This window comes from Longimicrobium sp., assembly GCA_036377595.1.
Lineage (GTDB): Bacteria > Gemmatimonadota > Gemmatimonadetes > Longimicrobiales > Longimicrobiaceae > Longimicrobium.
This window is the reverse complement of record DASUYB010000005.1, coordinates 1-23,275: the sequence shown is the minus strand read 5'-3', so window position 1 is coordinate 23,275 and position 23,275 is coordinate 1. Positions and strand designations below refer to the sequence as shown.

Annotated in this window: 19 protein-coding genes; 10 read left to right on the top strand and 9 right to left on the bottom strand. The window is 71.5% G+C overall.

From position 1 onward, the window contains the following. The first annotated feature begins 6 nt into the window (after positions 1 to 6). From VF092_00680 to VF092_00670, 3 genes are all read left to right on the top strand, one after another. A complete protein-coding gene (locus VF092_00680) occupies positions 7 to 387 on the top strand; it encodes a DUF1360 domain-containing protein (protein HEX6745797.1) in 381 nt (126 codons plus the stop codon). Continuing rightward, the gene (locus VF092_00675) at positions 326 to 601 is read left to right on the top strand and encodes a hypothetical protein (GenBank protein HEX6745796.1); all 276 of its coding nucleotides are present in this window, start codon (positions 326 to 328) and stop codon (positions 599 to 601) included. The genes VF092_00680 and VF092_00675 overlap by 62 nt, the downstream gene beginning before the upstream one ends. Positions 602 to 1,022: 421 nt before the next feature. Next, positions 1,023 to 2,453 carry a hypothetical protein gene (locus tag VF092_00670; GenBank protein HEX6745795.1) on the top strand — a complete coding sequence of 477 codons (1,431 nt, stop codon included), beginning with the start codon at positions 1,023 to 1,025 and terminating at the stop codon, positions 2,451 to 2,453. A gap of 170 nt (positions 2,454 to 2,623) precedes the next feature. Here the strand turns inward: VF092_00670 and VF092_00665 are convergent, their stop codons facing one another. Next, positions 2,624 to 3,184, bottom strand: coding sequence for a hypothetical protein (locus tag VF092_00665; GenBank protein HEX6745794.1), 561 nt, complete (start codon positions 3,182 to 3,184; stop codon positions 2,624 to 2,626). 850 nt (positions 3,185 to 4,034) lie between these two features. On the opposite strand from VF092_00665, the gene VF092_00660 reads away from it, so the two are divergent. The 4 genes from VF092_00660 to VF092_00645 all read left to right on the top strand — a co-directional run bounded on the left by VF092_00660 (position 4,035) and on the right by VF092_00645 (position 9,496). Next, entirely contained in the window at positions 4,035 to 5,984 is a 1,950-nt protein-coding gene (locus VF092_00660) for a DUF885 domain-containing protein (GenBank protein ID HEX6745793.1), read from the top strand. Between the two features lie 148 nt (positions 5,985 to 6,132). Beyond that, entirely contained in the window at positions 6,133 to 6,987 is an 855-nt protein-coding gene (locus tag VF092_00655; GenBank protein HEX6745792.1) for a hypothetical protein, read from the top strand. Between the two features lie 228 nt (positions 6,988 to 7,215). Then, entirely contained in the window at positions 7,216 to 8,577 is a 1,362-nt protein-coding gene (locus tag VF092_00650; protein ID HEX6745791.1) for a solute carrier family 23 protein, read from the top strand. 604 nt (positions 8,578 to 9,181) lie between these two features. After that, complete coding sequence (locus tag VF092_00645; GenBank protein ID HEX6745790.1) at positions 9,182 to 9,496, top strand: GIY-YIG nuclease family protein; 315 nt, start codon at positions 9,182 to 9,184, stop codon at positions 9,494 to 9,496. A 202-nt stretch (positions 9,497 to 9,698) separates the two neighbouring features. Here VF092_00645 and VF092_00640 read toward each other — a convergent pair whose 3' ends face one another. Further along, positions 9,699 to 10,058: a DUF4019 domain-containing protein gene (locus tag VF092_00640; protein HEX6745789.1), complete on the bottom strand. Its 360-nt coding sequence runs from the start codon at positions 10,056 to 10,058 to the stop codon at positions 9,699 to 9,701. 248 nt (positions 10,059 to 10,306) lie between these two features. Between VF092_00640 and VF092_00635 the strand changes: the two genes are divergently transcribed. Beyond that, positions 10,307 to 12,406, top strand: coding sequence for a pentapeptide repeat-containing protein (locus tag VF092_00635; protein ID HEX6745788.1), 2,100 nt, complete (start codon positions 10,307 to 10,309; stop codon positions 12,404 to 12,406). A 69-nt stretch (positions 12,407 to 12,475) separates the two neighbouring features. Here VF092_00635 and VF092_00630 read toward each other — a convergent pair whose 3' ends face one another. Beyond that, positions 12,476 to 13,432, bottom strand: a complete 957-nt coding sequence (locus VF092_00630) for a hypothetical protein (protein HEX6745787.1) — start codon at positions 13,430 to 13,432, stop codon at positions 12,476 to 12,478. Positions 13,433 to 13,605: 173 nt separating this feature from the next. Between VF092_00630 and VF092_00625 the strand changes: the two genes are divergently transcribed. Further along, on the top strand, positions 13,606 to 14,187 hold the full coding sequence (locus VF092_00625; protein ID HEX6745786.1) for a hypothetical protein: 582 nt from the start codon (positions 13,606 to 13,608) through the stop codon (positions 14,185 to 14,187). An 86-nt stretch (positions 14,188 to 14,273) separates the two neighbouring features. On the opposite strand, the gene VF092_00620 is transcribed toward VF092_00625, so the two are convergent. From VF092_00620 to VF092_00595, 6 genes are all read right to left on the bottom strand, one after another. Further along, positions 14,274 to 14,708 carry a dodecin gene (locus tag VF092_00620; GenBank protein ID HEX6745785.1) on the bottom strand — a complete coding sequence of 145 codons (435 nt, stop codon included), beginning with the start codon at positions 14,706 to 14,708 and terminating at the stop codon, positions 14,274 to 14,276. 20 nt (positions 14,709 to 14,728) lie between these two features. Continuing rightward, positions 14,729 to 15,508 carry an inositol monophosphatase family protein gene (locus tag VF092_00615; GenBank protein ID HEX6745784.1) on the bottom strand — a complete coding sequence of 260 codons (780 nt, stop codon included), beginning with the start codon at positions 15,506 to 15,508 and terminating at the stop codon, positions 14,729 to 14,731. A gap of 13 nt (positions 15,509 to 15,521) precedes the next feature. Then, positions 15,522 to 16,127, bottom strand: a complete 606-nt coding sequence (locus tag VF092_00610) for a hypothetical protein (GenBank protein ID HEX6745783.1) — start codon at positions 16,125 to 16,127, stop codon at positions 15,522 to 15,524. 38 nt (positions 16,128 to 16,165) lie between these two features. After that, positions 16,166 to 16,828 carry a DNA-3-methyladenine glycosylase gene (locus VF092_00605; protein ID HEX6745782.1) on the bottom strand — a complete coding sequence of 221 codons (663 nt, stop codon included), beginning with the start codon at positions 16,826 to 16,828 and terminating at the stop codon, positions 16,166 to 16,168. Further along, complete coding sequence (locus VF092_00600) at positions 16,825 to 20,244, bottom strand: NYN domain-containing protein (protein ID HEX6745781.1); 3,420 nt, start codon at positions 20,242 to 20,244, stop codon at positions 16,825 to 16,827. Before VF092_00600 ends, VF092_00605 begins: the two co-directional genes overlap by 4 nt. Positions 20,245 to 20,421: 177 nt before the next feature. Beyond that, positions 20,422 to 22,020 carry an AMP-binding protein gene (locus VF092_00595; protein HEX6745780.1) on the bottom strand — a complete coding sequence of 533 codons (1,599 nt, stop codon included), beginning with the start codon at positions 22,018 to 22,020 and terminating at the stop codon, positions 20,422 to 20,424. Between the two features lie 361 nt (positions 22,021 to 22,381). On the opposite strand from VF092_00595, the gene VF092_00590 reads away from it, so the two are divergent. Beyond that, on the top strand, positions 22,382 to 23,275 hold an 894-nt coding region (locus tag VF092_00590), incomplete at its 3' end, for a UvrD-helicase domain-containing protein (protein ID HEX6745779.1).

The window sequence follows — 23,275 nt, the reverse complement described above, 5'->3', positions numbered from 1 at the left end:
GCGGCGATGGTGACCCTGGCCGAGGTGGCCGTGGGCGTCCTCTGCGTCTGGCGGGTCACGCACCTGCTGGCCGCGGAGGACGGCCCGTGGGACGCCGTCGCCCGGCTGCGGCGCGCGGCGGGCCACGGCATGCTGGGCCGGCTGATGGACTGCTTCTACTGCCTGAGCCTGTGGGTGGCCGCGCCGGTGGCGGCGCTGCTGGCGGACGGGTGGCGCGCGGGGGTGCCGCTGTGGCTGGCGCTCTCGGGCGGCGCCATCCTGCTGGAGCGCGCCACCGGCGCGGCGGCCCCCGCGCTCTATCACGAAGACGAACCGGAGGAACCCGATGAGCTGCTGCGGAGGGAACCGGCGGGCGGCGGCGAGCCCGCCCCGCGCGACGACGCGTGAGGGCGGCGCCGCGCCCGAGGCGGTGCGGATCGTCGCCGCGGCGCCGGAGAGCGTGGCGTTCGAGTACACGGGCGGATCGGCGCTCTCCGCCGTGGGCCCGTTCACGGGGCGGAGATACCGCTTCGCCGCGCCGGGCGCCGTGGTGGCGGTCGACCGCCGCGACGCCGCCGCGCTGGCCGCGGTACCGAACCTGCGCCGGGCGACGGTACGATGAAGTGCTGAGTGCGAAAGTGCGAAAGTGCGAAAGTGCGAAAGTGCGTGAGTGCGTGAGTGCGTCGGGTCCGCCGCGGATCCGGCGCATTTGCGCTGAGTTCTCCCCGCCCCTGCAAAGCGGGGGAGGGGCCGGGGGAGGGGGCCAGCCAGGGGCGGCACGGATGCCCGGCCACCCGCGCAGGCATCCTCACCTCTACCCCTCCCGGTACGGGAGGGGTGGCGAGCCCAGGCGAGCCGGGGAGGGCGAGCCGGGGAGGGCGAGCCGGGGAGGGCGTCAGAACTCCGCCCCCACCCGCGCGTTTCGCCGCGCGGGGCGAGCGGCTCGCACGCCGCGGCGCGCGGTTCGCCACGGCGGTCTTGGCGATCGGGCGGCGCCGCATCATCATTCACATGACCTCCCGCTCCGCGCGCGAGCCTCTGCCATGAAGACCGCAACCGCCGCCGCACTCGCCCTGCTGCCGGCCCTCGCCGCCCATCCGGCGGCGGCGCAGCAGGCGCTCATCGACGCCCTGCCGCGCGGCCAGGTGGTCGAGCGCGTGCGCTCCGCGTCCGACACCTCGCGCACCTACGCGCTGTATCTCCCGTCGGCGTGGACGCCGGAGAGGAAGTGGCCGCTGCTGCTGCTGATCGACCCGGCCGGGCGCGCGCTGGTGCCGATGGAGCGCTTCAGGGCCGCCGCCGAGCGCCGCGGCTGGATCCTGATGAGCGGCTACGAGGTGGGCAACGGCGACGCCGCGGCCATGGCGCGCAACGACGTCTCCGTCGACGCCATGCTGGCCGACGCGCAGCAGCACCTGGCGATGGACCCGCGTCGCCTCTACCTGGCCGGGTTCTCGGGGATGGCGCGCTACTCGTGGCTGGCCGCGCGCGCGCTCGACCCCAACGTGGCGGGGGTGATCGGCGCGGGCGCGGGGTTCCCGCAGCAGCCGGTGCTGTGGATGGCGGCGCTGCGCAGCGTGCACCCGTTCGCCTTCTTCGCCACCGTGGGGTCGACGGACTTCAACCTCGACGAGGTGGCGGCGGTGGACTCGATGCTCGACGCCACCACCTTCCCGCATCGCCTCGCGCGTTTCGAGGGGCCGCACCAGTGGCCGCCCGAGGAGGTCGTGGCGCAGGCGCTGGACTGGCTGCAGCTGCAGGCGATGCACACCGGCGCGGCCCCGCGCGACAGCGCCTTCGCCGACTCGCTCTTCCGCGCGGGAATGGCGCGCGCGCAGGCGCTGGAGCAGGCCGGCCGCCAGGCCGACGCGCTGCGCGAGTACACCTTGCTGCGCGCGGACATGAACGGCCTGCACGACGTCTCCGCGGCGGAGGCGCGCATCGTGGCGCTGGGGCGCGACCCGGCGGTGGCGCGCGAGCGGGCGCGGCGGCGCGCACTGGCGCAGCAGTACGCGCAGTACCGCGCCTCGATCGACGCTTTCCTCAACACGCTGGACGGCGACCCGGCCACGAGCGTCCCCCGCGCGGCGGCCACGCTGCGGCTGGCGGAGCTGCGGCGGCAGGAGCAGGACAGCGTGGCCGACCGCGACGCGGCGCACACCGCCACGCGGATGCTGACGACCGCGCTGGTGGCCGCGAGCGACCGCGCCGGCGGGCTCATGCAGTCGCAGCAGTGGCAGAAGGCGGCGGCGGCGCTGCAGGTCGCGCGGCAGATCCGGCCGGAGAACGCCTACGTCTGCTATCCCCTGGCCCGTGCGCTGGCGCAGAACCGCGAGACCGCCGCCGCGCTCGACGCCCTCGCCTGCGCGGTCGACGGCAAGGCCGTGCGCCGCGCCACGCTCGACGGCGACCGGCTGCTCGACCCGCTCCGCTCCGAGCCGCGCTTCGGCGAGATCGTGGCGCGGGCGCAATAACATCAAAAGAATTTCACACAGAGGACACAGAGGGAACGAGAGGCACAGAGGACTCGCGGCGAGCCTCTGTGCCCCTTCGTTTTCTCCGTGCCTCCGTGTGAAAGGAGGAAGCCGCGGAGGAGACTGAGATCTCCTCCGCGGCTCCTCGTCTCCGTGCGAGTTCTGCCCCGTCAGCGCGCGTTGAGCGCCATGCGATGGACGCGGCCCTCGAGGGTGCCGGTGGTCGAGCAGGGGATCATCCCGTTGCTGTTGCCGGAGGTGCGGTCCACCGCGATGGCCTGCACCGTCGTCTCCACCACGTTCCCGCCCGTGGCCTGCGGCTTGATCACGGAGATGATGGAGAGGAAGATCTGCTCGCGGTCCGCGCGCACGGCGGTCATCGTCTCGCCGCAGTTCACAAAGCGGCTGAGCGGCTCGCCGTTCAGGTTGTAGCGCAGCGGGAGGCGCTGGTTGCCCACGCGGCGGGTGGCCGGGTCCACCAGCGTCACGGGGATGTGCATGATCCCGTACGCCGCCGCCAGCGCGCGCATGGTGGAGTCCACGCTCATCGTCGTCGTGGCCGTGAGCCCCGTGGCGGAGGTCGTCATCACGTCGGACGCGCCGCTGACCGGAACCGAGTTGGTGTTGTGCGTGTTGGTGTAGATGGTCCGGGTCGACGTCCCCTCGGGGGGCGGCCCCCCGGCGCAGGCGGCGGCCAGGGCGAGTGCGGCGAGCGGAACGATGCGCTTCATGGGTCGTCGGCGGGATGGATGGTGGGAGCGGGAGCGCGAACAGGGCGCGAGATCAATTTCGTACAACGCGCCGCCGCGCGAAAGTCGCACGTCAGTCGAAGAAAAGATCGATAGTTAAGCATCCACTTAAGTATCGGACCCATCCTTGGGACAGGATGATCACGGCAGCAGCGATAGTTAAGCATCCGCTTAAGTATCACGTCCTAGCTGGGAGGGATGAGGGGCCGCACCCTCGCGCGTGCGGCGGCCCTGCGGCGATCTTCCTCGATCGAATCGGTTAAGATAGCCGGCCCAGCGGCGCATTTCCGGGAACACACGAGAGGCCGGCCCACCCTGCGGCAGGCCGGCCTCGCGGCATATCGATCGGCGGCCCACGCGGGCCGGGAACGGGCAGGAGGGTGCCCTGGCTGCTCCGGTCCACCGCACCCATCCACACCTCACGCCACAGCAGCCAGGGCAGGGCGCCGAATGTATCTCGCCCACCCCGCCCCGGCTACCCTGCGGCCGGTGTTCGGGACAAGAGATGCAGAATCGCGACGGACCCGGTGGGGATGCGACTGAAGTCGCGGCTACAACGACACACAGTCCGCCTTCGCGGACTTCGATCCGTCCCGGCTCCCGAGCACATCGCCACGTGTTGCTCGCCGGATCACGCGCGACGGAACATCATCCTTCCTTCGGAATTCCATCATCCGCCGAATCACATGTTTCCGATCCCCCGCACCCGCGGCGCGCCTACTTGTGCTCGGGTGCGCGGGGCCGCAGGATTCGGCCCGGGCACGATCCCGACGGCGCGGAGGCGATCTGTATCTCCGCCGTCCACCGAACGACATGCACCCACGGGGCACCCTTGGACCGACGCTCGTTCTTCCAGCAGGGCGCGCAGGCCGCGCTCGCATTCGGCATCCTCCCGCAGCTGGAGCGCGGTGGACTGCTGGCCCAGGCGATGGGCGAGCAGAGCGAGTTCGCGCGGCTGCGCGACCGCTACTTCGTGCGCGTGCTGGAGCTGAACCCCGTCACCGCCACCTACCTGGGTGGCGACGCGTACAGCCCGCAGCTGCGCGACATCAACACGCGCTACCGCGACTGGCGCCCCGCCGCGCTGCAGCAGGAGCTGGCCTTCTACCGCCAGATCAAGGCGGCGCGCGACGCCATCCGCCCCGCCACGCTCTCGCCCGAGGAGCGGATCGACTGGGAGGTGCTGGGCGCGCAGCTCGACTTCATCCTCCACCAGGTCGGCGACCTGCGCTACTACGAGCGCTCGGTCGACACCTACGTGGCCGAGCCCTTCCGCGGCGTCGACTGGCAGATCCAGCAGATGACCGACGCGGGCAGCGGGCTGCTGGGAACCGAGGACGAGTGGGAGATGGTGGCCAAGCGCGTGGCCTCCATCCCCGCGTACCTCGAGGCCGCGAAGACCAACCTCCTCGCGGGGAAGCAGCGCGGCAACATCCCCGACTGGCGGATGGTGGAGCGCGACGGGATCGCCGGGAGCCGCTCGAACGCCGACTACTTCCGCACCACGCTGCTCGAGCAGGCGCAGAAGTACATCGGCGGCCGCCCCTTCGGCACGGCGATGCTGGCGCGCATCCGCCAGGCGTCCACGGCGGCGGCGGACGGGTGGACGGCGTTCGCCGGCTTCCTGCAGCAGACCTACGCGGGCGACCGGACGGACCGCTACGCGGTGGGGACGCAGGAGTACGAATGGCGTCTCCGCAACAACCTCCGCGAGACGCGGACGACGGCCCAGCTGTTCGACTACGGGCAGCGGCAGGTGGACGTCTACCAGAACCGCATCTACGAGGTGGCCGAGGCCATCAGCCGGCAGAACAACCTCGGCCTGCAGTTCGGCACGCGCGAGCAGAAGAACGCCAGCGTCCGCGCGGTGATGGAGTCGCTCGGCAAGGACTCGCCGAAGGACGACGACGAGCTGCTGCAGTGGTACGTCGACGCCGGCCGCCGCGCCGTGGCCTACGGGCGCGAGCGGCAGCTGTTCGACATCCCCGCCGACTACCGTCTGGACGTGTATCCCACGCCGCCGGTGCTGCGCAGCACCATCGACGCGGCGTACTACGCGGCGCCGCCGTTCAAGAAGACGGGCGTGGGCCGCTTCTACCTGACGCCCACGGGGAACGACCCGGCCGCGCTGCGTGAGAACAACCGCTCATCGGTGGCCGACACCGCCATCCACGAGGGCTTCCCGGGGCACGACTGGCACTACAAGTACATGACGCAGCACGCGTCCGAGATCTCCACCATCCGCTGGCTGACGCCGGGCGCGGTGGAGGACAGCAGCTCGATGTGGGAGGACTCGATGGCGGCCGAGGGGTGGGCGCTGTACGCCGAGGAGCTGATGAGCGAGCCCACGCAGGGCCGCCCGTACGGCTTCTACACGCCGGGCGAGTACATGTACGAGCTGCAGGGCCAGCTGCTGCGCGCCGTGCGCATCGTGGTGGACGTGGGAATGCACACGGGGCGGATGACCTTCGACCAGGCGGTGGACTACTTCAACGCCAACGTGAACTTCTTCCCCGGCGCGCGCGAGAAGGCGGCGAGCGACCCGGCGGCCAAGGCGGTGGCGGAGGGCGCGCAGCGGGCCATCTACCGCTACAGCAAGTGGCCCACGCAGGCCATCACCTACAACCTGGGCAAGACGGCGATCCAGTCGCTCCGCGACGCCTACCGCCAGGCGAAGGGGAGCGCCTACAGCGCCAAGGAGTTCCACGAGCGCCTGATGCGCATGGGAACCATCCCCGCGCCCTACTTCCGCGACTGGTTCCTGGCCACGGCGACGCGGTAGGGGACAGGGGACAGCAGGATGAATCGCGATCGGCCGGAGTCCACGTGGCTCCGGCCGATTCTTCTCATGGCCATGGATCATAAGGGCTTGGAGGGATGGAAATGCGCGCCTAGTTTGGAGATGCGTCCCTTTCGCCCCCCGGTCCATCATGATCACCACGCCGAAGTCTTTGCTCCTGCTGCCGCTCGTCGTCGTCGCGACGGCATCGCAGACGATCGCGCAGCGGGAGTTCACGTTCGCGGGCGTACCGTGGCACGCGGCGGCGGACAGCGCGCGGGCGCGGCTGGAGGCGCGGGGATTCGCCTTCTCCGGCACGGTGGACCGCGGGGACCTCGTGTTCCAGCGCGGCGATGGCGCGCTGGTGAAACTGGAATTGCAGGACGGCCGCGCGGTCGGATTCCTCCTCGTCGACACGGTGCGCGGACGGAGCGTGGACGCGCGGTTCCACGCGCTGGTGGACTCGCTGCAGGGGTCGCTCGGCCGGCCCGACACGCTGCGCGAGGACCTGCTGGTGTGGCGGGCGGGGCTGTCGGAGATGGGCGTCGAGTCGTACTACCGCGACGGCGTGCACCACGTGCAACTCGTCTGGCGCGGCCCCGGCTGGTACGACGAGATGGGCCGCCGCGGCATGCTTCCCGAGTTCGCGCCGCTGCCGCCGGGATACACCATCGTGGACGTGAACTTCATCTCGCGCGTGGCGGTGGACAGCGCGCGGCTGACGCGCGGCACCGACGGCGTGGTGCGCGGCCGCTTCCGCATCGACTACACGCGCCCCGTGGGGCCGGAGGCCGACCTGCTCGACGCCGCCGAGTACCAGATGGAGTTCGACTGCGCGGCGCGGCGGACGCGGCTCGTCAACCGCTCGCTCTTCCTCCGCGCGCGCCTCAAACAGAGCGACAGCCGGGCCGCGCCTGCGTGGGAAGCGCCCACGCCGGGCGGGCACCACGAGCGCGGGCTGATCGCCGTCTGCCGGGCCGCGGAGACGCTGCGCCCGCGGCCGTAGATCTCCGAGAATCAGAAAGAAACAGCAAGTCTCACGCAGAGTCAGCAGAGTCAGCAGTTGAGCTGCAGCTGTTCAACTGCTGACTCTGCTGACTCTGCGTGAGACCTAGGTCTTTTATCCCCGAGACAACGTATCTCTTGCGGAAATCCCGCCGGGGCACACACTTCCTCCGCATCCTGCCGTATATCTCCCGTCCCATCCCCCATCTCCAATCCCCGAGGAACGCGCATGCCCGACCACGACAACGGTGGTTTCCTGCCGCGCTGGACGCTGAAGGAGGAAGGCGTCATCGCCCCCGACGAACGGCTGCCGTGGGGGCAGACCATGGTGGTCGGCATCCAGCACGTCTTCGCCATGTTCGGCGCCACCGTGCTGGTGCCGATCCTGATGGGCTTCGACCCCAACACCGCCATCTTCTTCTCCGGCATCGGCACGCTGGCCTTCTTCCTGGTGGTCGGTGGACGGGTGCCGAGCTACCTGGGCTCCAGCTTCGCCTACGTGGCCGTGGTGCTGGCGTCGACGGGATACCGCCCGCCGGGGCCGAACGCCAACATCGGCGTGGCGCTGGGCGGGATCATCGCGGCGGGGGCGGTCTACGCGCTGATCGGCGTGATCGTGATGTTCGCCGGCTACCGCTGGGTGGAGCGGCTGATGCCCCCCGTGGTCACCGGCGCCGTGGTGGCGGTGATCGGGCTCAATCTCGCGCCCATCGCGATCCGCGACGTGGGCGGGAGCTCGTTCAACACGGGGATCGGGCTGGCGACGGCGCTGGCGGCGGCCGCCGTGGCCGTGTACGCGCCGGGGATGCTGAAGCGGCTGCCGATCCTGCTGGGCGGGGTGATCGGCTACGCGCTGTACGCGGTGCTGGCCAACGGGATGGGGATGGGGAAGCCGATCGACTTCGCGCCGCTGGGACAGGCGGCGTGGATCGGGCTGCCGCACTTCTCCACCCCGGTGTTCCGCGCGGACGTGATGACGCTGTTCGCACCCGTCGCCGTGATCCTCGTGGCCGAGAACCTGGGGCACGTGAAGGCGGTGGGGGCGATGACGGGGCGCAGCCTGGACCGCTGGCTCGGCCGTGCCTTCCTGGGCGACGCCGTGGCGACGATGCTGGCGGCCAGCGGCGGCGGCACCGGCGTCACCACGTACGCCGAGAACATCGGGGTGATGGCGGTGACGCGGATCTACTCCACGCTGATCTTCGTGGTGGCGTCGGTGGTGGCGATCCTGATGGGCTTCAGCCCGAAGTTCGGCGCGCTGATCGGCACGATCCCGGTGCCGGTGCTGGGCGGGCTGTCGATCGTGCTGTTCGGGCTGATCGCGGCCACGGGCGGGCGGATCTGGGTGCAGAACCGCGTCGACTTCTCCGACAGCCGCAACCTGGTGGTGGCCGCGGTGACGCTGACGCTGGGCGCGGGGAACCTGGAGCTGAAGTTCGGCAACTTCTCCATCGGCGGGATCGGCACTGCCACGTTCGGCGCCATCCTCCTCTACCAGCTGTTGAGCGGCGTCCACCCCCGCAGCGACCCCGCGAGCGCCGACGCCGCCGTCTCCGTCCCCCGCGACGCGGAGGCCGCCGCCGGGCATTGAGCAGACAAGGGAGACGTCAACAGCCCCACAATCTGTCATTCCGAAGGAGCCGCCGCGCCGAACCTGCGTCAGCACCGACACCTGGCGGCTCCTGAGGAATCTTTGGCCCGTGTTCGCACCATAGGTTGCCTGTCGCGCTTCGACTGTCATTCCGAAGGAGCCGCTGCGCCGAAACCAGCATCCGCACCGACACTTGGCGGCTCCTGAGGAATCTTTGGCCAGCGTCCGCACAGTCGTTTATCTGTCGCGTCCCAAAGCGGGCTGTCATTCCGAAGGAGCCGCCGCGCCGAAACTGCGTCAGCACCGACATCTGGCGGCTCCTGAGGAATCTTTGGCCAGCGTCCGCACGGTCGTTTACCTGTCGCGTCCAAAGCGGGCTGTCATTCCGAAGGAGCCGCCGCGCCGAAACTGCGTCAGCACTGACATCTGGCGGCTCCTGAGGAATCTGTGGCCGGCTTTCGCGCGATAGGCGGAGTTCCGCGCGCAAGCCGGCTACAGATTCCTCGGGCGCCAGACTTCGTCGATTCCGACAGAGCGGCGCGGCGCCCTCGGAATGACAGATCGAGGTCGGGCGTTGATGATCACCCTCAACGCACCGGGACCCATGCGAACGTACTACGTCTACATCCTGTCGAATGCGAGCAGGACGCTCTACGTGGGCGTGACGAACGACCTCGCGCGCCGCGTGTGGGAGCACAAGGAGAAGAAGACGCCGGGGTTCACGACGAAGTACAACGTGACGCAGCTCGTCTATTACGAAGCGACGATCAACGTCCTCGCGGCGATCGAGCGGGAGAAGGAGATCAAGAGCTGGCGGAGGTCGAAGAAGGTGGAGCTGATCGCTGCGGCGAACCCAACGTGGCGGGACCTTTCCGAGGACGAAGGGTTCTTCGATCCGCTCGGACGGCCGGCAGCGTAGACCCAGTCACGGCCCGTGCGGATAGGCGGGCTGTCGCTCGTGATGCGGCTATAGATTCCTCGGGCGCCTGGATTTACGTCACCTCCAGAGATCCAGCGGCGCCCTCGGAATGACATGCTTTGGTGTGCGGCCTGTTATCCGTCCGGATTACCAGCCTACACGTCGTCGCTGCGGAAGCAGGAGATGGAGAGCATCGCCGCATCTACCGGACGAAGTACCCGCCCACGCGCCACTCGCCGTCGTCGTCCAGCGCGGCGACGACGGTTTCGATGGCCTCCTTCTTCCGCTCGAACGCGGTGGTGTAGGTGAGCACCACGTAGTTGCCGTCGGGCGCGCCCGGCACCGACTCCAGGTACTCGCTCGTGGCCAGCTCGCGCTCGAGCGGGCGCCCGAACAGCGCGGTCACCTGCTCGAACGACTGCGTCCACTTGGACAGGTCGACGAGCTGGCGGAAGAGCGACGACGTGCGCTCCCAGGTGGCCTCCACGTCGCCTGCGTCGAGCCGCTCCAGCCACGCGTCCGCCGCGGCCGACGCGTCGCCGATCATCTGTGTCTCGTCCATGTTTCCGATCGCACTCCGTTGCAGATCCGTGCTCGCCGCGCCGTTCTCGTCTTGCGGGCAAACGGCGGCGCAGGAAACGAAAGGCTTCCTGCGCACCGCACCACAAGCTACACTCTACAGCATCCGCAGCAATCGAAGCGCCTACGCGTCGAGCCCGTTTTCTCTCCCCGAATCTCCTTGCAGTGCCGCAGGGCGCTTTCCAGAACATCCCTTCCCATCGCATCTCCCTTCACCTGGCGGAGGCTCAAGTGTCGACGACCGCAGTACCCCCCAAGCCGAGAATCCCCGACGATGCAATCGCCCGCATCCTGGACGGGCACCAGATCTACCTGAAACGCCGTGGCCACTCCGAGCGTCTGCGCGCCTGCTTCCTGGGACGAAACCTGAGCGGCGCGCGGTTCGTGAAGGGCAAGAGCCTGGAGCAGGCGCAGTTCCATGGAGCCACCCTCGTCGGTTGCACTTTCGAGGAGGGATTGGACCTCAACGAGACCGACTTCAGTGGGGCCGACTTGACGGGTGCCGACCTCCGCGAGGTCGAGAACCTGTCCGAGCAACGGCTCGGCGCATCCAACCTCCAGTACGCGAGGCTTCCCGACGGCTTCACCTTCGACGGGCTGGCGACGCTCCGCGAGCTCTCCACCCGCGCCGAGCGGATCGCGGTCGCGCTGCTGGCCATCTGCGCCACGATCATGACCGTGGCGTTCACGATGGGTGACGACAAGCTGTTCCTCCCCTCGGCGGTGCTCCAGCTGCCGGTGGTGGGACTGCCGGTGCCGATCCGTGCCTTCTTCTACCTGCTCCCCTGGCTGCTGCTTGCGCTGTACGTCTACCTGCTGTCGACGGCGGAGCAGGTGTGGAGCACGCTGCGCGACCTGCCCGCGATCTTCCCCAACCGGCGGGCCGTGTTCCGCGAGGTCAACTCGTTTCCCAATCTGTGCGTGATGCCGTTCGGCACGCTGTGGCCGAACCACACCAAGCGCGGCGGCCGCAACGTCGACACTGCCAGGGAGTGGAGGCGCACCACGCGCTGGGACCGGTTCACGGTCGCTCTCCTCGTCTGGTTCATGGTGCCGGTGACGATCGCCGTCCTGTGGCTCCGCTACCTGCCGCGCCACGACCGCATCGGAACCATCGTGCAGGTGGTGGCGGTAGTGCTGGCGGCGGGGCTCAGCCTCCGGTCGTATGGAATGATGCGCGTGCACCTAGGCAGCGGTCTTCAGTGGCTGCAGGGGCCCGGCGGACGCGTGCGGTGGCTGGACGCGGCGCAGTTCTCCGGCGGTGGCGCAGGCACGCTGCTGCTGCGCGGGATATCGGTGGTGGGTGCCGACCGGCTGGACCTGTCCCTGGTGCGCCCCCGCCCGATGAAGGTCAGGAACGTGGTCGACAATGAGCCCGGCTGGCTCCGGATATGGCCCTTCGTAGTGATCATGGGAGTGGTGGGCGGCATCGCGGGCGGCGCCTCGCACCTCGCGCTCACCCGGGGCGCCTGCACCGACCAGATCGGCCGGCGCGACGAGGATCGAGGGATCTGCTACCGGTTCGCCGCCAACCTCGACGACGCCGACCTCACGGGGCTCGAGCTGGACGCCGAGAACCTGCGCCGGGCCTGGCTGCGGCAGGCCGTTCTGCGCAACGCCGACCTGGAGCGTGCCCACCTAGATGCCGCCAACCTCACCGAGGCGGATCTGCAGGGCGCCATCCTGAAAGACGCCGAATTGGACGATGCCGTGCTGTGGGAGGCGTCCGCGGTCGGCGCAAACCTGAAGGAGGCCGATCTCGAGGGTGCCGACCTCCGCGGGGCGGACCTCAGGGGCGCACGGATGCAGGGGGTCGATCTCTCCGGCGCGAACCTGCTCGGCGCCGACCTGACCGGGGCCGTGCTATGCGGCGCGGAGCTGGCAGGCAAGCGGGGACGGGCGGTGATCACCGCGCAACAGCGGGCGCAGGCGATCGGCCTGCGCTTCCTGGCCAGCGGAGGTGACCCGCGCTGGGACGCGCCGAGCCCCGGCGTCGAGCAACTCACGATTCTGGAGCGCGCGGAACTGCGGCGCTGGGCCGAGGCGCACCGTCGGGCCGCTGCGCTTTCCACGATGCTGCGCGATTCGAGAGATCCCGCCGGGACGGTTCCACGCGAACCGCTTATGCGCGAGCTCCGCCGGCTCGACGTGTCGATGGGCCAGCGGATCGAGCGGGAGGAGATGAGGCTGGAACAGGCAATCTTCGACCACACGGTGGGAGGCCGCGTACGGCTGGCCGACATCCAGGAGCCGCTGGCGGAAGTCTTCGAGCGGATTACGACCAAGGCTCGGAATCACTGCGTGGCGGCGGAGCCGATCTCCACGCCGTAGGAAACCCAGGGAGATGGCACGAGAGCCGGCCGGGCGCGTGTGCGTCCGGCCGGGTTTTCGTCCTCCCGCCTACCGCGGCAGCTCGTAGAACTCGACGCGGTCGCGGACGGACTGGGGGATGGCGATGCGGTTGCGGCGCGTGTCCAGGCCGATGTCCGCGGGCTGTGAGAGGCCGCCGATGATCTTCGTGTCGCGCCCGCCGCCGATCAGGTGGATGCTGGAGTCGTTCCAGCACGCCACCAGCAGCCGCCCGTCCGGCAGCCCCTCGACCCCGTCGAACTTCCCCTTCCCCGTCGCCACCACGCCGAGCTTCGCGGCCGGGTCGGCGGGATCGAGCGTGTAGACGATGCTGCGGAACGGGTCGAACGAGACCACCGTCACCCCCGGCCCGCGTCCGCGCGGCGTGGGGGTGATGCCGTTCGGCCGCCCCAGCGTCGCGCCTGCCGCGACGACCGAGACCGCGTGGTTCGCGCCGACGGCGAAGACGCGGTCGCCGCCGGGGTGCGTCACGCCGGCGGGCGTCATCCCTATCCCCGTGTCGGTCACGTAGATGCGCCCGTCGTTGCCGATGGCGACGTCGTTCAGCAGCACCGCCCTCTGCGGGCGGAAATCGATCGTCGCCAGCGGCGCGCCGGTGCGCCGGTCGAAGCCGCGCAGCACGTCGATGTCGGCCACCCACAGCGTGTCGCCGTGGATCGCCATCCCCTTCGGCGCGTCGAGGGTCGCGCCGTTCCTGCCGCTCTCGATGAAGATCCGCGGCGGCCCCAGCGTCCCCGCGGGGATGCGCACGATGTACCCCGCGCCGTCGTGCGCCGACCCGTAGCCGAGCATGTTGCTGACGAACCACACGTCCTGCGCGGAATCGTACTTCGCCGACTCGGGGCCGTAGAAGCCGTCGATCGCCTTGACGAACTTCGCGCGCGGCTGGCCGTCGGCCGGCGCCGGCCCGGCGCTGCGCCCGCACGCGGCGGCGATGACGAGGGACGGGAGGGCGATGGAGATCGAGATGCGGAGGATCGGCTTCATGGCTGCGCCTGCCCCGGTTCCAGGTCGGACGAGAACGCCGTCTCCCGACCGCGAGACGCGTGCCGAGCGTCCGCATTAGGCGCGCGGAACGTGATCGGTGCGCCGTCGATGAATCGCGAATATCTTGTCTCCGTCGTTAGTCTCCCGATCCACCCGCTTCTTTCAGCCCGCGCGTGACTCCGCACATCGTGATCAGCGGCGCCCCCGGCAGACGCCTGGTGGAGCGCGTCCTCCGCTCCGCCGGCCGCGGCGCGTTCGACGTGGTGGAGGGCGGCGACCCGGCCGACGCGGTCGAGCTCGCGCGCACCGTGCTGGCCCGCGGCGAGCCGGCCGCGCTGGTGCTCGACGCAGGCACCGCGGACGACGCCTCGGCCGAAGCGCAGCGCGAGGAGGTGGAGGACGAGCTGCGCGGCGCGGCCGGCGCCACCCCGTTCCGCGTGGTGATGGCGGTGCCGCGCGCCGAGCGGCTCCTGTTCGCGGACCGCGACGGCTTCCAGCGGGCGCTGGGGCGGGAGATCTCCGACCGGGCGGCATGGGCGGCGCGCTCCGACCCGCGCGGGATGCTCGCGCGGCTGCTGGAGGGCGGAGACGTGGACGACGGCGCGATCGCCATCGTGGAGAAGCTCGACGACGAGTCGCTGACCGAGCTCGCGCGCCATCCCACGTTCGCGGAGATCATCGACCTCCTCGTCGAGGTGGCGCCCGACGCGTGGACCCGCCCCGCGCCCGCGGAGGACGACGTCGTGCCCGGCTGACCGCTCGGCCGATACAGATCCAAACGCGACGGCGGCGCCCCCGCGAAAGGGGAGCGCCGCCGTCGTGTTTTGCATCGGATCGCCGATCAGCTCGGCTGCTGGCCTTCCTCGAGCTTGAACCAGATCTGCACCTTCGCCTGGAACTCGCGGATCTCGCCGCCGGCGATGTACGCGCGCTGCTCGCAGACCTCCAGCCACTCCAGGTTGCGGATCGTCTCGCCCGCCCGCCGCACTGCCTGCCGCACCGCGTCGTCGAAGCTCTGCTCCGACGTGCCCACCAGCTCGATCGCCTTGTACGCGCCGCCCATCACGCTCCCTCCGCCCGTGTGGTCATCCGTCCTGCGCTGACGGAGGAGAGGCGCGGCAAGCGGTGTTCCACGCGGGGGACGTCGGGCAAGGGGCTGATCGGGCGCGAAGATAATCGGGCCCTGGGCGTAGCGTTCGGCGTACTTCGCGCGAATGGCGCCGGAGAAGTCGTACTCGTCCCGCATCGTCACATCGGTTCGCTTCTTCATCTCCATCAAGTTAGAGACGACTTCTGTCAGCGCCCCACCATGATCCGTCTCGCAGCCTCATGCAGCCGCCCGTTCGACGCCAGCACGGACGCCATTTCGCGCACGGGCGAGCCGTCGATCTGGGTGATGGTGCCGCCGGCCTCGGAGATGATCAGCGGCATCGGCGCGATGTCCCAGTGCTGGCCGCAGAAGGGGTCGCAGAAGAGCTCCACACGCCCGGTGGCGACGAGGAAGTAGCCGTAGCCGTCGCCCCAGGTGCGGGCGAAGCGCGTGGCCTTCACCAAGCGCTCGAAGCCGGCGCGGTGCTCGTCTGTCGACTCGTCGCGCCAGTACTCCAGGCCGCTCGTAACCAGCCGCGCCTCGCGCAGGTCGGCGCAGTCGGAGACGTGGGCGCGGTCGCCGTTCATCCACGCACCCGCGCCGGGTGCGGCGACGAGCGTCTGCTGCAGGACGGGAAGATGGATACAGCCGAGAACCGGGATCCCGTCCTCTTCCAGCGCCAGCAGCATCGAGTAGATCGGCACGCCGACCGCGAACGAGCGCGTGCCGTCGATCGGGTCCACCACCCAGCGGCGGCCGCTTCGGGACGCCACGTCTCCATGCTCTTCGCCCAGGATCCCGTCGTCGGGGAAGGCCTCGGCGATGGCGGCGCGGATGTGCGCCTCGGCGGCCAGGTCGGCGGCGGTCACCTCGGTCTGGTTCGCCTTCCAGTCGACCGCCGCGCGCCCGAAGTGCCGCAGCGTCAGCTCGCCCGCCGCCCGCATCGTGCGCGCGGCGAAGTCCATCAAATCGTCGCGATCGTTCATCTCCGTCCCCCGGTCACGGTCCCACGAGCCGGTCCGCGCGCCGGCCGCTGGCGACGAGGACCATCCTCCCGTCGCGGTACTCGAGCAGCTCGTTTGCCGGCCAGGCGACCTGGTCCGGGAGCGTGTCCACGATCGCCACCCGCATGGGAAGCCATCCCGCGAACCACATCCGCAGCCGTCTCCCGGCAAAGCGCACGCGCGGCGCGCCGTCGCACGTTCCGAACTCTTCGGTCACGCGCGGACCCTCACGTCCGAGCTCCAGCACGCGGAACAGCCGGTCGCACGCGGTGCCGCCGGGCGTGACCGCCAGCACGACCAGCGTCGCTCCGTCTTCCGGGTGGAGCAGCGCGTAGACCTCCACGCTCTGCACGGCCTCCGCCCACACCTCGCGGCCGTTCACCAGCGCGCGACGCGACCCGAAGCGGGGCTCGCCGCGCATCGTCAGCACGATGGTGTCGCCGTACGGCGCCAGCCGCTCCGTCACCACCTCGCTGTCCGCGGCCGCGGAGTCCGGCCGGACCGCCGCCGAATCACTCCGCGCGGGCGTTTCCGGCCGCGCACCGCCACGTCCGCAGGCGGCGGTGAGGAAGAGACTCAGGAGGCAGGCCGCGGCTCGCATGGAACCATCCGGAGATGAACGGAAGCGGGAGATGGAGATCAGGAGTGGCGGGAGACCCAGGGCGACTTGGCGATCCAGAAGCGCAGCGGCCACTCCGCCGCCCGGTCCGCGTGGATGCCGATGCGCGGCCCGACCGACACCTCCGCGTCGGGGACGTCGCGCCCGGCGGCCAGCCAGAGCGGCGGCCGGTCGAGCGGGTGCCGGTTCTGCGCGCCGGTGACGCCAAGCGCGCGCGCCAGGTTGCCGGGCCCGCGCATCAGCTCGCGGTCGGGCCGGCCGGGGCGCCGCTCGCGCGCCGTCTCGATCCCCTCCAGCGGCCTGGCGGCGCGGACGAGCACGGCGGCGGGGAAATCTTCCGTGTCCGTCACCACGTTGATGCACCAGTTGCGGCCGTAGATCAGGTAGACGTAGGTGATCCCCGGCGGCCCGAACATCACGTCGTTGCGCGCGGTGCGGCCGAACTTCTCCCACGCGTGCGACGCGGCGTCGTGCGGGCCGACGTAGGCTTCCGTCTCCACGATCTCGCCGACCACACGCGCGCCGCCGGCGTCGCTGACGAGGCGCGTGCCGAGCAGCGCCCGCGCGACGACCTCGGCCGGCCGCGCGTAGAACTCCGGCGGCAGCGGCGGGGGATCGACAACGCGCGAGCGCCGCGCCCGGCTTTCACCGGACGCGGCGCTCGTGGTGGAGATTCGGCTCACGTGACCGGCGGCGCGCCGCCGCGGCCCCGTCCGCCCCGCCCGCGTCCGCGGCGCGAGCGGTTGCCGCCACCCTGCCCTTCCCCGCCCTGCGCGGGCGTCTCGGGCTGCGGCGCCTCCGCGGCGGGACGATTGCCGCCGCCACGGCCGCGACCGCCGCGTCCACGGCCGGCGCTCGCCTCGGGTGCGGGTGCGGGCGCGGGCGCCGCCTCGGGCTGCGCGCCACCGCCACGTCCGCCGCGGCCGCGACGCCCGCCGCCACCCTGCGTCGCCTCGGGCGCGGGCTGCGGCGCGGCCTTCGCCGCGGGCTGGCCGCCACCACGGCCGCGGTCACGTCGGCCGCCACCGGTCTTCGCCGGCGACTCGGCCGCGGGCTGCTGCGCCGCTTCGGCCGCGGGCTGACCGCCGCCGCGACCGCCCCGGCCGCGCCGACCGCCGCCCGTGCTTGCCGGCGTCTCGGGAAGCGCCGTCTCCGTCGCCTGCTGCGCGCCACTGCCACGACCACCGCGGCCGCGACGACCACCGCGCTCGGCGGCGGGTTGCTCCGGCGCCGGCGCGGGCGCCTCCGGCTGCGGCGCGGGAGCCGCGGCCTGGCGATCACCGCCGCCGCGTCCCCGGCCGCCACGGCCGCGCGAACGGCCACGCGGCCGCGCCTCGCCTGCGGGGACGGCGGCCTGCTCCATCAGCGTGGGATCCGTCTCGCCGCGGTCACCGACGGGAAGCTCGACGCCTTCGATGGAGATCGTCTCCGCGGGCGGCGCCTCCGCGGCCGGCGTCTCCGCGGCGGGGGCGGCTCCGCGACCGCGACCCCGGCCGCGTCCGCGTCCACCAGTCGCCGCCGGCTGCTCGGGCGTCTCACCGGGACGCGCGGCCTGGGACGTCAGCGTGGGATCGGTATCGACCTGCTCCGCGGCGATGGCTTCCTCGGCGGCCGCCGCCTCGCCGCCGGGGCGAAGCTCCGACTCCGGCGCGGCAGCCGTCTCCCCCTCACCCGCCGCGCGATGGCGGTTGCGGCCGCGACCACCACGCCGTCCCCGCCGCCGGCGATGCGCGGCTTCCTCCGCCGTCTCGCCTGCGACGGCATCGCCTTCCCCCGCCTCGTCCTGCGCCGGCTCCGGCGCGACGGCGGCCGCGGCCTCGGCGAACGTACGCGCGTCCTCCGTCGGCTCCTCGGCGGCGGCCTGCGGCGCGGCTTCCTCCGCCGCGGCGGGCTCTGGCTGCGCCGCGGCACGCTCGGCCTGGCGCGCGTCACGATCCGCCGCCCACTGCTCGAGCAGCGGACCAGCGCGGCGGCCGAGGAGCGAGCGGACGGCGTCGGGATCGTTCTCCAGCGTCTCGAACACGCGCTCGCCGAACGCGTCCACCAGCGAGCGAACGGTCGCCGCACCCACGCCGCGGTAGCCGGCGAGGTGCGCCGCCACGCCCGCGCGGTCCGCCGGCAGGCCGAGCGACTCGGGATCGAACGCGGCTGGCTGCCGCGGCTGGGGCTGCGCGGACGGCGTCTCGGCCGCGGGCTGCTGCGGCGCCGGCTCCTCGGCGCGCGCGGGGCGCTGGCCGGGGATGTGGATCACCTGCCCGGGAAGGAGCGGCGGCGGGCCGGCGGGCGACGTCCACCCGCGGCGTCCGCCGTGGCGGTGGCGCAGCCCGCGGTGCGCGTCGGCCGCACCCTCGCGCGAGGCGGAGGACGGCGGCGCGGACTCGGCCGGCGGCTGCGCGGCGGCAGCGGGACGCTCCTCGCGCCGGGGCTCTTCACGACGGGGCTCCTCGCGGCGAGGTTCTTCACGCCGCGGTTCCTCGCGGCGAGGCTCCTCGGCGCGCGGCTCGGGCTGCGGCTCGGCCGCGGCGGCGGGGCGCTCCTCGCCCGGCGCCTGGCCGGGGAGCACCGGCGGCGGCCCTTCGCCGCGTCCGCGGCCCCAGCGGCCGCGCCCCCGGCCGCGCCCGCCGCGCGGCTCGGTCTCCGCCGGCTCCGCGGCGGAGGTGTCGGCGGCCACGCGCGGCTCCTCGCGCTCGCGCTCCAGCTGGATCGGCTCGGGACGGGTGCCGGTGAGCGCGGGCGGCGGCAGCTTGGTGCCGGCGGAGGGGAGCGCCACCTCGAAGCGGCCTTCCCCCAGCTGGCGGATGTCCACCACCTGGTCTTCGTGCGCCTGGCGCAGGAAGCGGCTGAACTTGCTGAACCCCAGCGCGTGCTCGTCGAAGCCGCCGTCCATCTCCAGCATGCGGCGCTTCACGTCGCCGTCGCGCGCGGTCTGGCCGTGGCGGCTGACCAGCGCGCGCACCGCGGCCTGCAGCAGCGAGTACGCCTGCTGCATGGCGTCGCGCTCCTCGGCCGTCGCGGGCGCCCGCTCGGCCGGCGGCGCGACCTCCGCCTCGCCCACGGGGAAGGCGGCGGCGATGGTCTCCGACTCGCCCTCGGCGGCGGACGCCGCGGCGGCCGGCTCCTCGTCGCGGTGCAGGCGCAGCGGCGCGGGCTCGCCGCGCGGCTCGCGCTCGCGGTCGAAGTCACGCTCGCGCTCGCGGCCGTAGTCGCGCCCGCGGTCCCGGTCGCGCCCCCGTCCACGCTCGCGGCGGCCTCGGTCGCGGTCGCGGCCGTAGCGCTCCTCGCGCTCGTAGCGCGGCGTGGGCGCGGGCGGCGCGCCGAAATCGTCCTCGGCGATCGGCGCCACCTCGTACTGCCCGTTCTCCACCTTGTGCAGGCGGATCAGCCCCTTCTCGGCCGCCACCTGCGCGAACTTGCTGAACTTGCTGTACCCCTCGTCCTTCTCGTCGAAGTTGGGGTCCAGGTCGATCATCACCTGCTTGAGGCGGTCGGTGCGCATCGAGTCGCCGGTGGCCGCCATCTTCTGCGCCGCCTCGCGCACCAGCAGCCAGGGGTCGCGCCGCGGCGTGGCCTGGTCGCCCTCGCGCACCAGGCCGCTCAGGGCGTGGTACGAGTAGTACTCGTCGCAGTTCTGGATCAGGAGGTCGCTCGACGAGTCGCGCATCCCCACGCCGATGACGTACTTGCCGTACTCCTTGAGCTTGATCACGCAGCTCGAGAAGTCGCTGTCGCCGGTGAGGAGGATGAAGGTGCCGATCTCGGGGCGCATGAACGCCAGCTCGATGGCGTCCACGGCCATGCGGAGATCGGTGGCGTTCTTCTTGGAGGTGCCGTAGGCGGGGGCGAAGATGAGGTCGATGGAGGCCTCGGTGAGCGGCACCACGTAGTTGGGGTAGCGCCGCCAGTCGGCGTAGGCGCGGCGCACCGCCACCTTGCCGGAGAAGATCTCGCTGTTCAGCAGCGTCTTGAGCTCCTTGCCCAGGTCGCTGCGCACGCCGAGGGTGATGTTGTCGAAGTCGATCAGGAGCGCCGCGTTGCGGGCGGCGGGGGAGGCGGGCGCCACACCGGGAAGGTGCGGGCTCCGCGGCACGAAGTTGGTCATTGCTCGTCCACGTACAGGTTCACGCGGCGAGCCTCTCCGCTTCGCGGGGAAAAGTGCCCAGTGCCGAGTGCCCAGTGCCCAGGAAACTACTCACTGGGCACTTGGCACTGGGCACTGGGCACTCTCCAGGCGACAGCCGGAGAAGCCCTTCCGCAATTTCAAGAGTCCAGACGGAGGTCACGGCCGGCGGCTGCTCTCCTCGGCGCTGATCATGCGCGCGAGCTCCACGCGGCGCACCTTGCCGCTCCCCGTCATGGGAAAGCTGTCGAGGAAGCGGACCAGGTCGGGAACCTTGTAGTCCGCCAGCACCTCACGGCAGAAGTCCTTGATCTCCTCGCCCGTGACGATCGCCCCCTCGACGGGAACGATGCAGGCGCAGCTCACCTCGCCCAGGATCTCGTCGGGCAGGCCTACGACGGCCACGTCGAGAACGGCGGGGTGGGCGTGCAGCCGGTCTTCCACCTCGCGCGGGTACACGTTGAACCCGCCGCGGATGATCATCTCCTTGCGCCGGCCCAGGACGTGGAGATACCCCTCCTCGTCCACCATCCCCAGGTCGCCGGTCATGAAGTACCGGTCGCCCGTGAACACCAGCGCCGTCTCGCCGGGCTGGCGGTAGTACCCCTGCATCACGCAGGGGCCGCGCACGGCGATCTCGCCCACGCTCTCCACCGGCAGCACCGACCCGTCCACGTCGTGGATGCGGATCTCCACCTCGGGAAGCGGCCGGCCCACGGTCGACACCTTCTTCCCGGGGGGATCGTCCTCGCGCGTCAGGGCGACGGTCTCGCTCGTCTCGGTCAGCCCGTAGCCGATGCGCAGGTCCGGTACCAGGTCGCGCCGGATGCGCATCACCAGCTCCTCGGAGGCGGGCGCGCCGGCCACGATCCCCGAGCGCACGGAGGACAGGTCGTACGATCCGCTCTCCATCTCCTTCAGCGCGAGGACGTAGTTGGTCGGCACGCCGTGGAACACGGTCACGCGCTCGCGCTCGATCAGCTCCAGCGCGGCCGCGGTGTCGTCGTGGTCCTGCAGCACGAACGAGGCCCCGGCCATCATCGTCCCCAGCACCCCCGTGCCCAGCCCGAACACGTTGAACAGCGAGTTCAGGCCGAACACCACGTCGTCGGCCGCCAGCCCCAGCGCGTCGGCCGTTCCCCCCGCGGTGGTGAGGACGTTGGCGTGGGAGAGCGCGACGCCCTTCGGCTTTCCCATGGTGCCGCTGGTGTAGAGGATGGCGAAGAGCTCGTCCGGCCCCGCCTGGTGGCGCGGGAACGGCCGCCCCTCGCCGCTCGACACCAGGTCCTCGAACTGGTGGATGCGGTCGTCGTACCACAGCTCCTCCTCGCCCACGCTCACCACGTACTGCAGGTCGGGAAGCGAGGTGAGGAAGCCCTCGTAGCGCGCCAGGTAGTCGACCCCCTCCCAGTTCTCGGCGGTGACCACGACCGCGGTCTCCGAGTGCCGCAGCATGTACTGCAGTTCGGGGGTGGTGTAGCGCGGGTTGAGCGGCACGATGACGGCGCCGAGCTTGGCCGCGGCGAACACCGCGGTGACGAACTCGGGCCAGTTGGGGAGGGTCAGCGCCATGCGGTCGCCGGCCTCGATCCCCAGCTCGTGCAGGGCGGCCGCCAGCGCGCTGCTCTGGTGGTCGATCTGCGCGTAGGTGCACCGCCGGTCCCCGAACGCCACGAAGGGCCGCCGGGGGTCTTCCGAGGCGCGAAGCTGCAAAGCCTCCGCCACCGAGAGCCCCTTGAAGCGGTCTCGTAGCGTCATGTATCCTCCGTCTTGGGTGGCCGGCAGATCGGGGTTCGGGCGGCAGAAACATAGCGGCCCGGCCGAACCCCGTCAAACTTTGACCGGGGGCCGATTTCCGGGTATCTTCGGACCCGAAAGTGCCCAGTGCCAAGTGCCCAGTGCCCAGTCGTCGCGGGGGCGATTTTCGGTCCGCTGCGACGGGCATCCGCGCGGCCGCCGGCGGGCCCCCTCTCCCCGGCCCTCTCCCCCGCTCCGCAGGGGAAAGGGAGACCTCAGCGCAGCCGCGGCATCACCCCGCGCCGCGACGCCGTTCCCGCGCACTGGGCACTGGGCACTGGGCACTTACTCACTGTCGTCCACGCATTTCCGCAGCGAATCCTTGTCGTTCATCCCGCAATACCTCCGCGAGCTCAACCCCGAACAGCGCGAGGCGGTGCTGGCCACCGAGGGGCCGGTGCTCATCCTGGCCGGCGCCGGCTCGGGAAAGACGCGCACCATCGTCTACCGCATCGCCTACCTGGTGCGCGACCGCGGCGTCGACCCGCGGCGCGTGCTGGCCGTCACCTTCACCAACAAGGCGGCCGCGGAGATGCGCGAGCGCGTGGCCCGCGTGGTGGGGAAAGACGCGAAGGGCGTCCTCCTCTCCACCTTCCACTCGCTCGGCGCGCGCATCCTCCGCGAGCACGGCGAGAAGATCGGGCTGCCGAAGTCCTTCTCCATCTACGCCACCGGCGACCAGCTGGCGGCGGTGAAGAAGATCGCCATGGAGGAGGTGCACGTCTCCGCCACCGCGGGCGACGACTCGTTCGATCCCAAGCGCGTCCTCTACCAGATCTCCGACTGGAAGAACCGGCTGGTGACGCCCGAACAGGCGCGCGCGGAGGTCGCCGTCGGGCCGGTGAAGGGGAACCGGTCGGACGACTACGCGGTCCTCGCCGCCGACGTCTATCCCCGCTACGAGCAGGCGCTGCGGGCGGCGGGGGCGTGCGACTTCGACGACCTGCTGCTCCTTCCCGTCGCCCTGCTGCGCGACCACGCCGAGGTGCGCGAGGCGTACTGGAAGCGCTGGCATTACATGATGATCGACGAGTACCAGGACACCAACGGCGCCCAGCTCGAGATGGCGCGGCTGCTGGCCGGCCCGCGCAAGAACCTGTGCGTGGTGGGCGACGACGACCAGTCGATCTACGCCTGGCGCGGCGCCGACGTGCGCAACATCCTGGACTTCGAGCGCCACTTCCCCGGCGCGCGCATCGTCGTCCTCGAGGAGAAC

Coding starts and splice junctions, on each gene's coding strand:
- VF092_00680 (HEX6745797.1), top strand. CDS start 7: ATGGTGACCCTGGCCGAGGTGGCCGTGGGCGTCCTCTGCGTCTGGCGG.
- VF092_00670 (HEX6745795.1), top strand. CDS start 1,023: ATGAAGACCGCAACCGCCGCCGCACTCGCCCTGCTGCCGGCCCTCGCC.
- VF092_00650 (HEX6745791.1), top strand. CDS start 7,216: ATGCCCGACCACGACAACGGTGGTTTCCTGCCGCGCTGGACGCTGAAG.
- VF092_00640 (HEX6745789.1), bottom strand. CDS start 10,058: ATGGACGAGACACAGATGATCGGCGACGCGTCGGCCGCGGCGGACGCG.
- VF092_00645 (HEX6745790.1), top strand. CDS start 9,182: ATGCGAACGTACTACGTCTACATCCTGTCGAATGCGAGCAGGACGCTC.
- VF092_00610 (HEX6745783.1), bottom strand. CDS start 16,127: ATGCGAGCCGCGGCCTGCCTCCTGAGTCTCTTCCTCACCGCCGCCTGC.
- VF092_00615 (HEX6745784.1), bottom strand. CDS start 15,508: ATGAACGATCGCGACGATTTGATGGACTTCGCCGCGCGCACGATGCGG.
- VF092_00675 (HEX6745796.1), top strand. CDS start 326: ATGAGCTGCTGCGGAGGGAACCGGCGGGCGGCGGCGAGCCCGCCCCGC.
- VF092_00665 (HEX6745794.1), bottom strand. CDS start 3,184: ATGAAGCGCATCGTTCCGCTCGCCGCACTCGCCCTGGCCGCCGCCTGC.
- VF092_00620 (HEX6745785.1), bottom strand. CDS start 14,708: ATGGAGATGAAGAAGCGAACCGATGTGACGATGCGGGACGAGTACGAC.
- VF092_00600 (HEX6745781.1), bottom strand. CDS start 20,244: ATGACCAACTTCGTGCCGCGGAGCCCGCACCTTCCCGGTGTGGCGCCC.
- VF092_00655 (HEX6745792.1), top strand. CDS start 6,133: ATGATCACCACGCCGAAGTCTTTGCTCCTGCTGCCGCTCGTCGTCGTC.
- VF092_00630 (HEX6745787.1), bottom strand. CDS start 13,432: ATGAAGCCGATCCTCCGCATCTCGATCTCCATCGCCCTCCCGTCCCTC.
- VF092_00595 (HEX6745780.1), bottom strand. CDS start 22,020: ATGACGCTACGAGACCGCTTCAAGGGGCTCTCGGTGGCGGAGGCTTTG.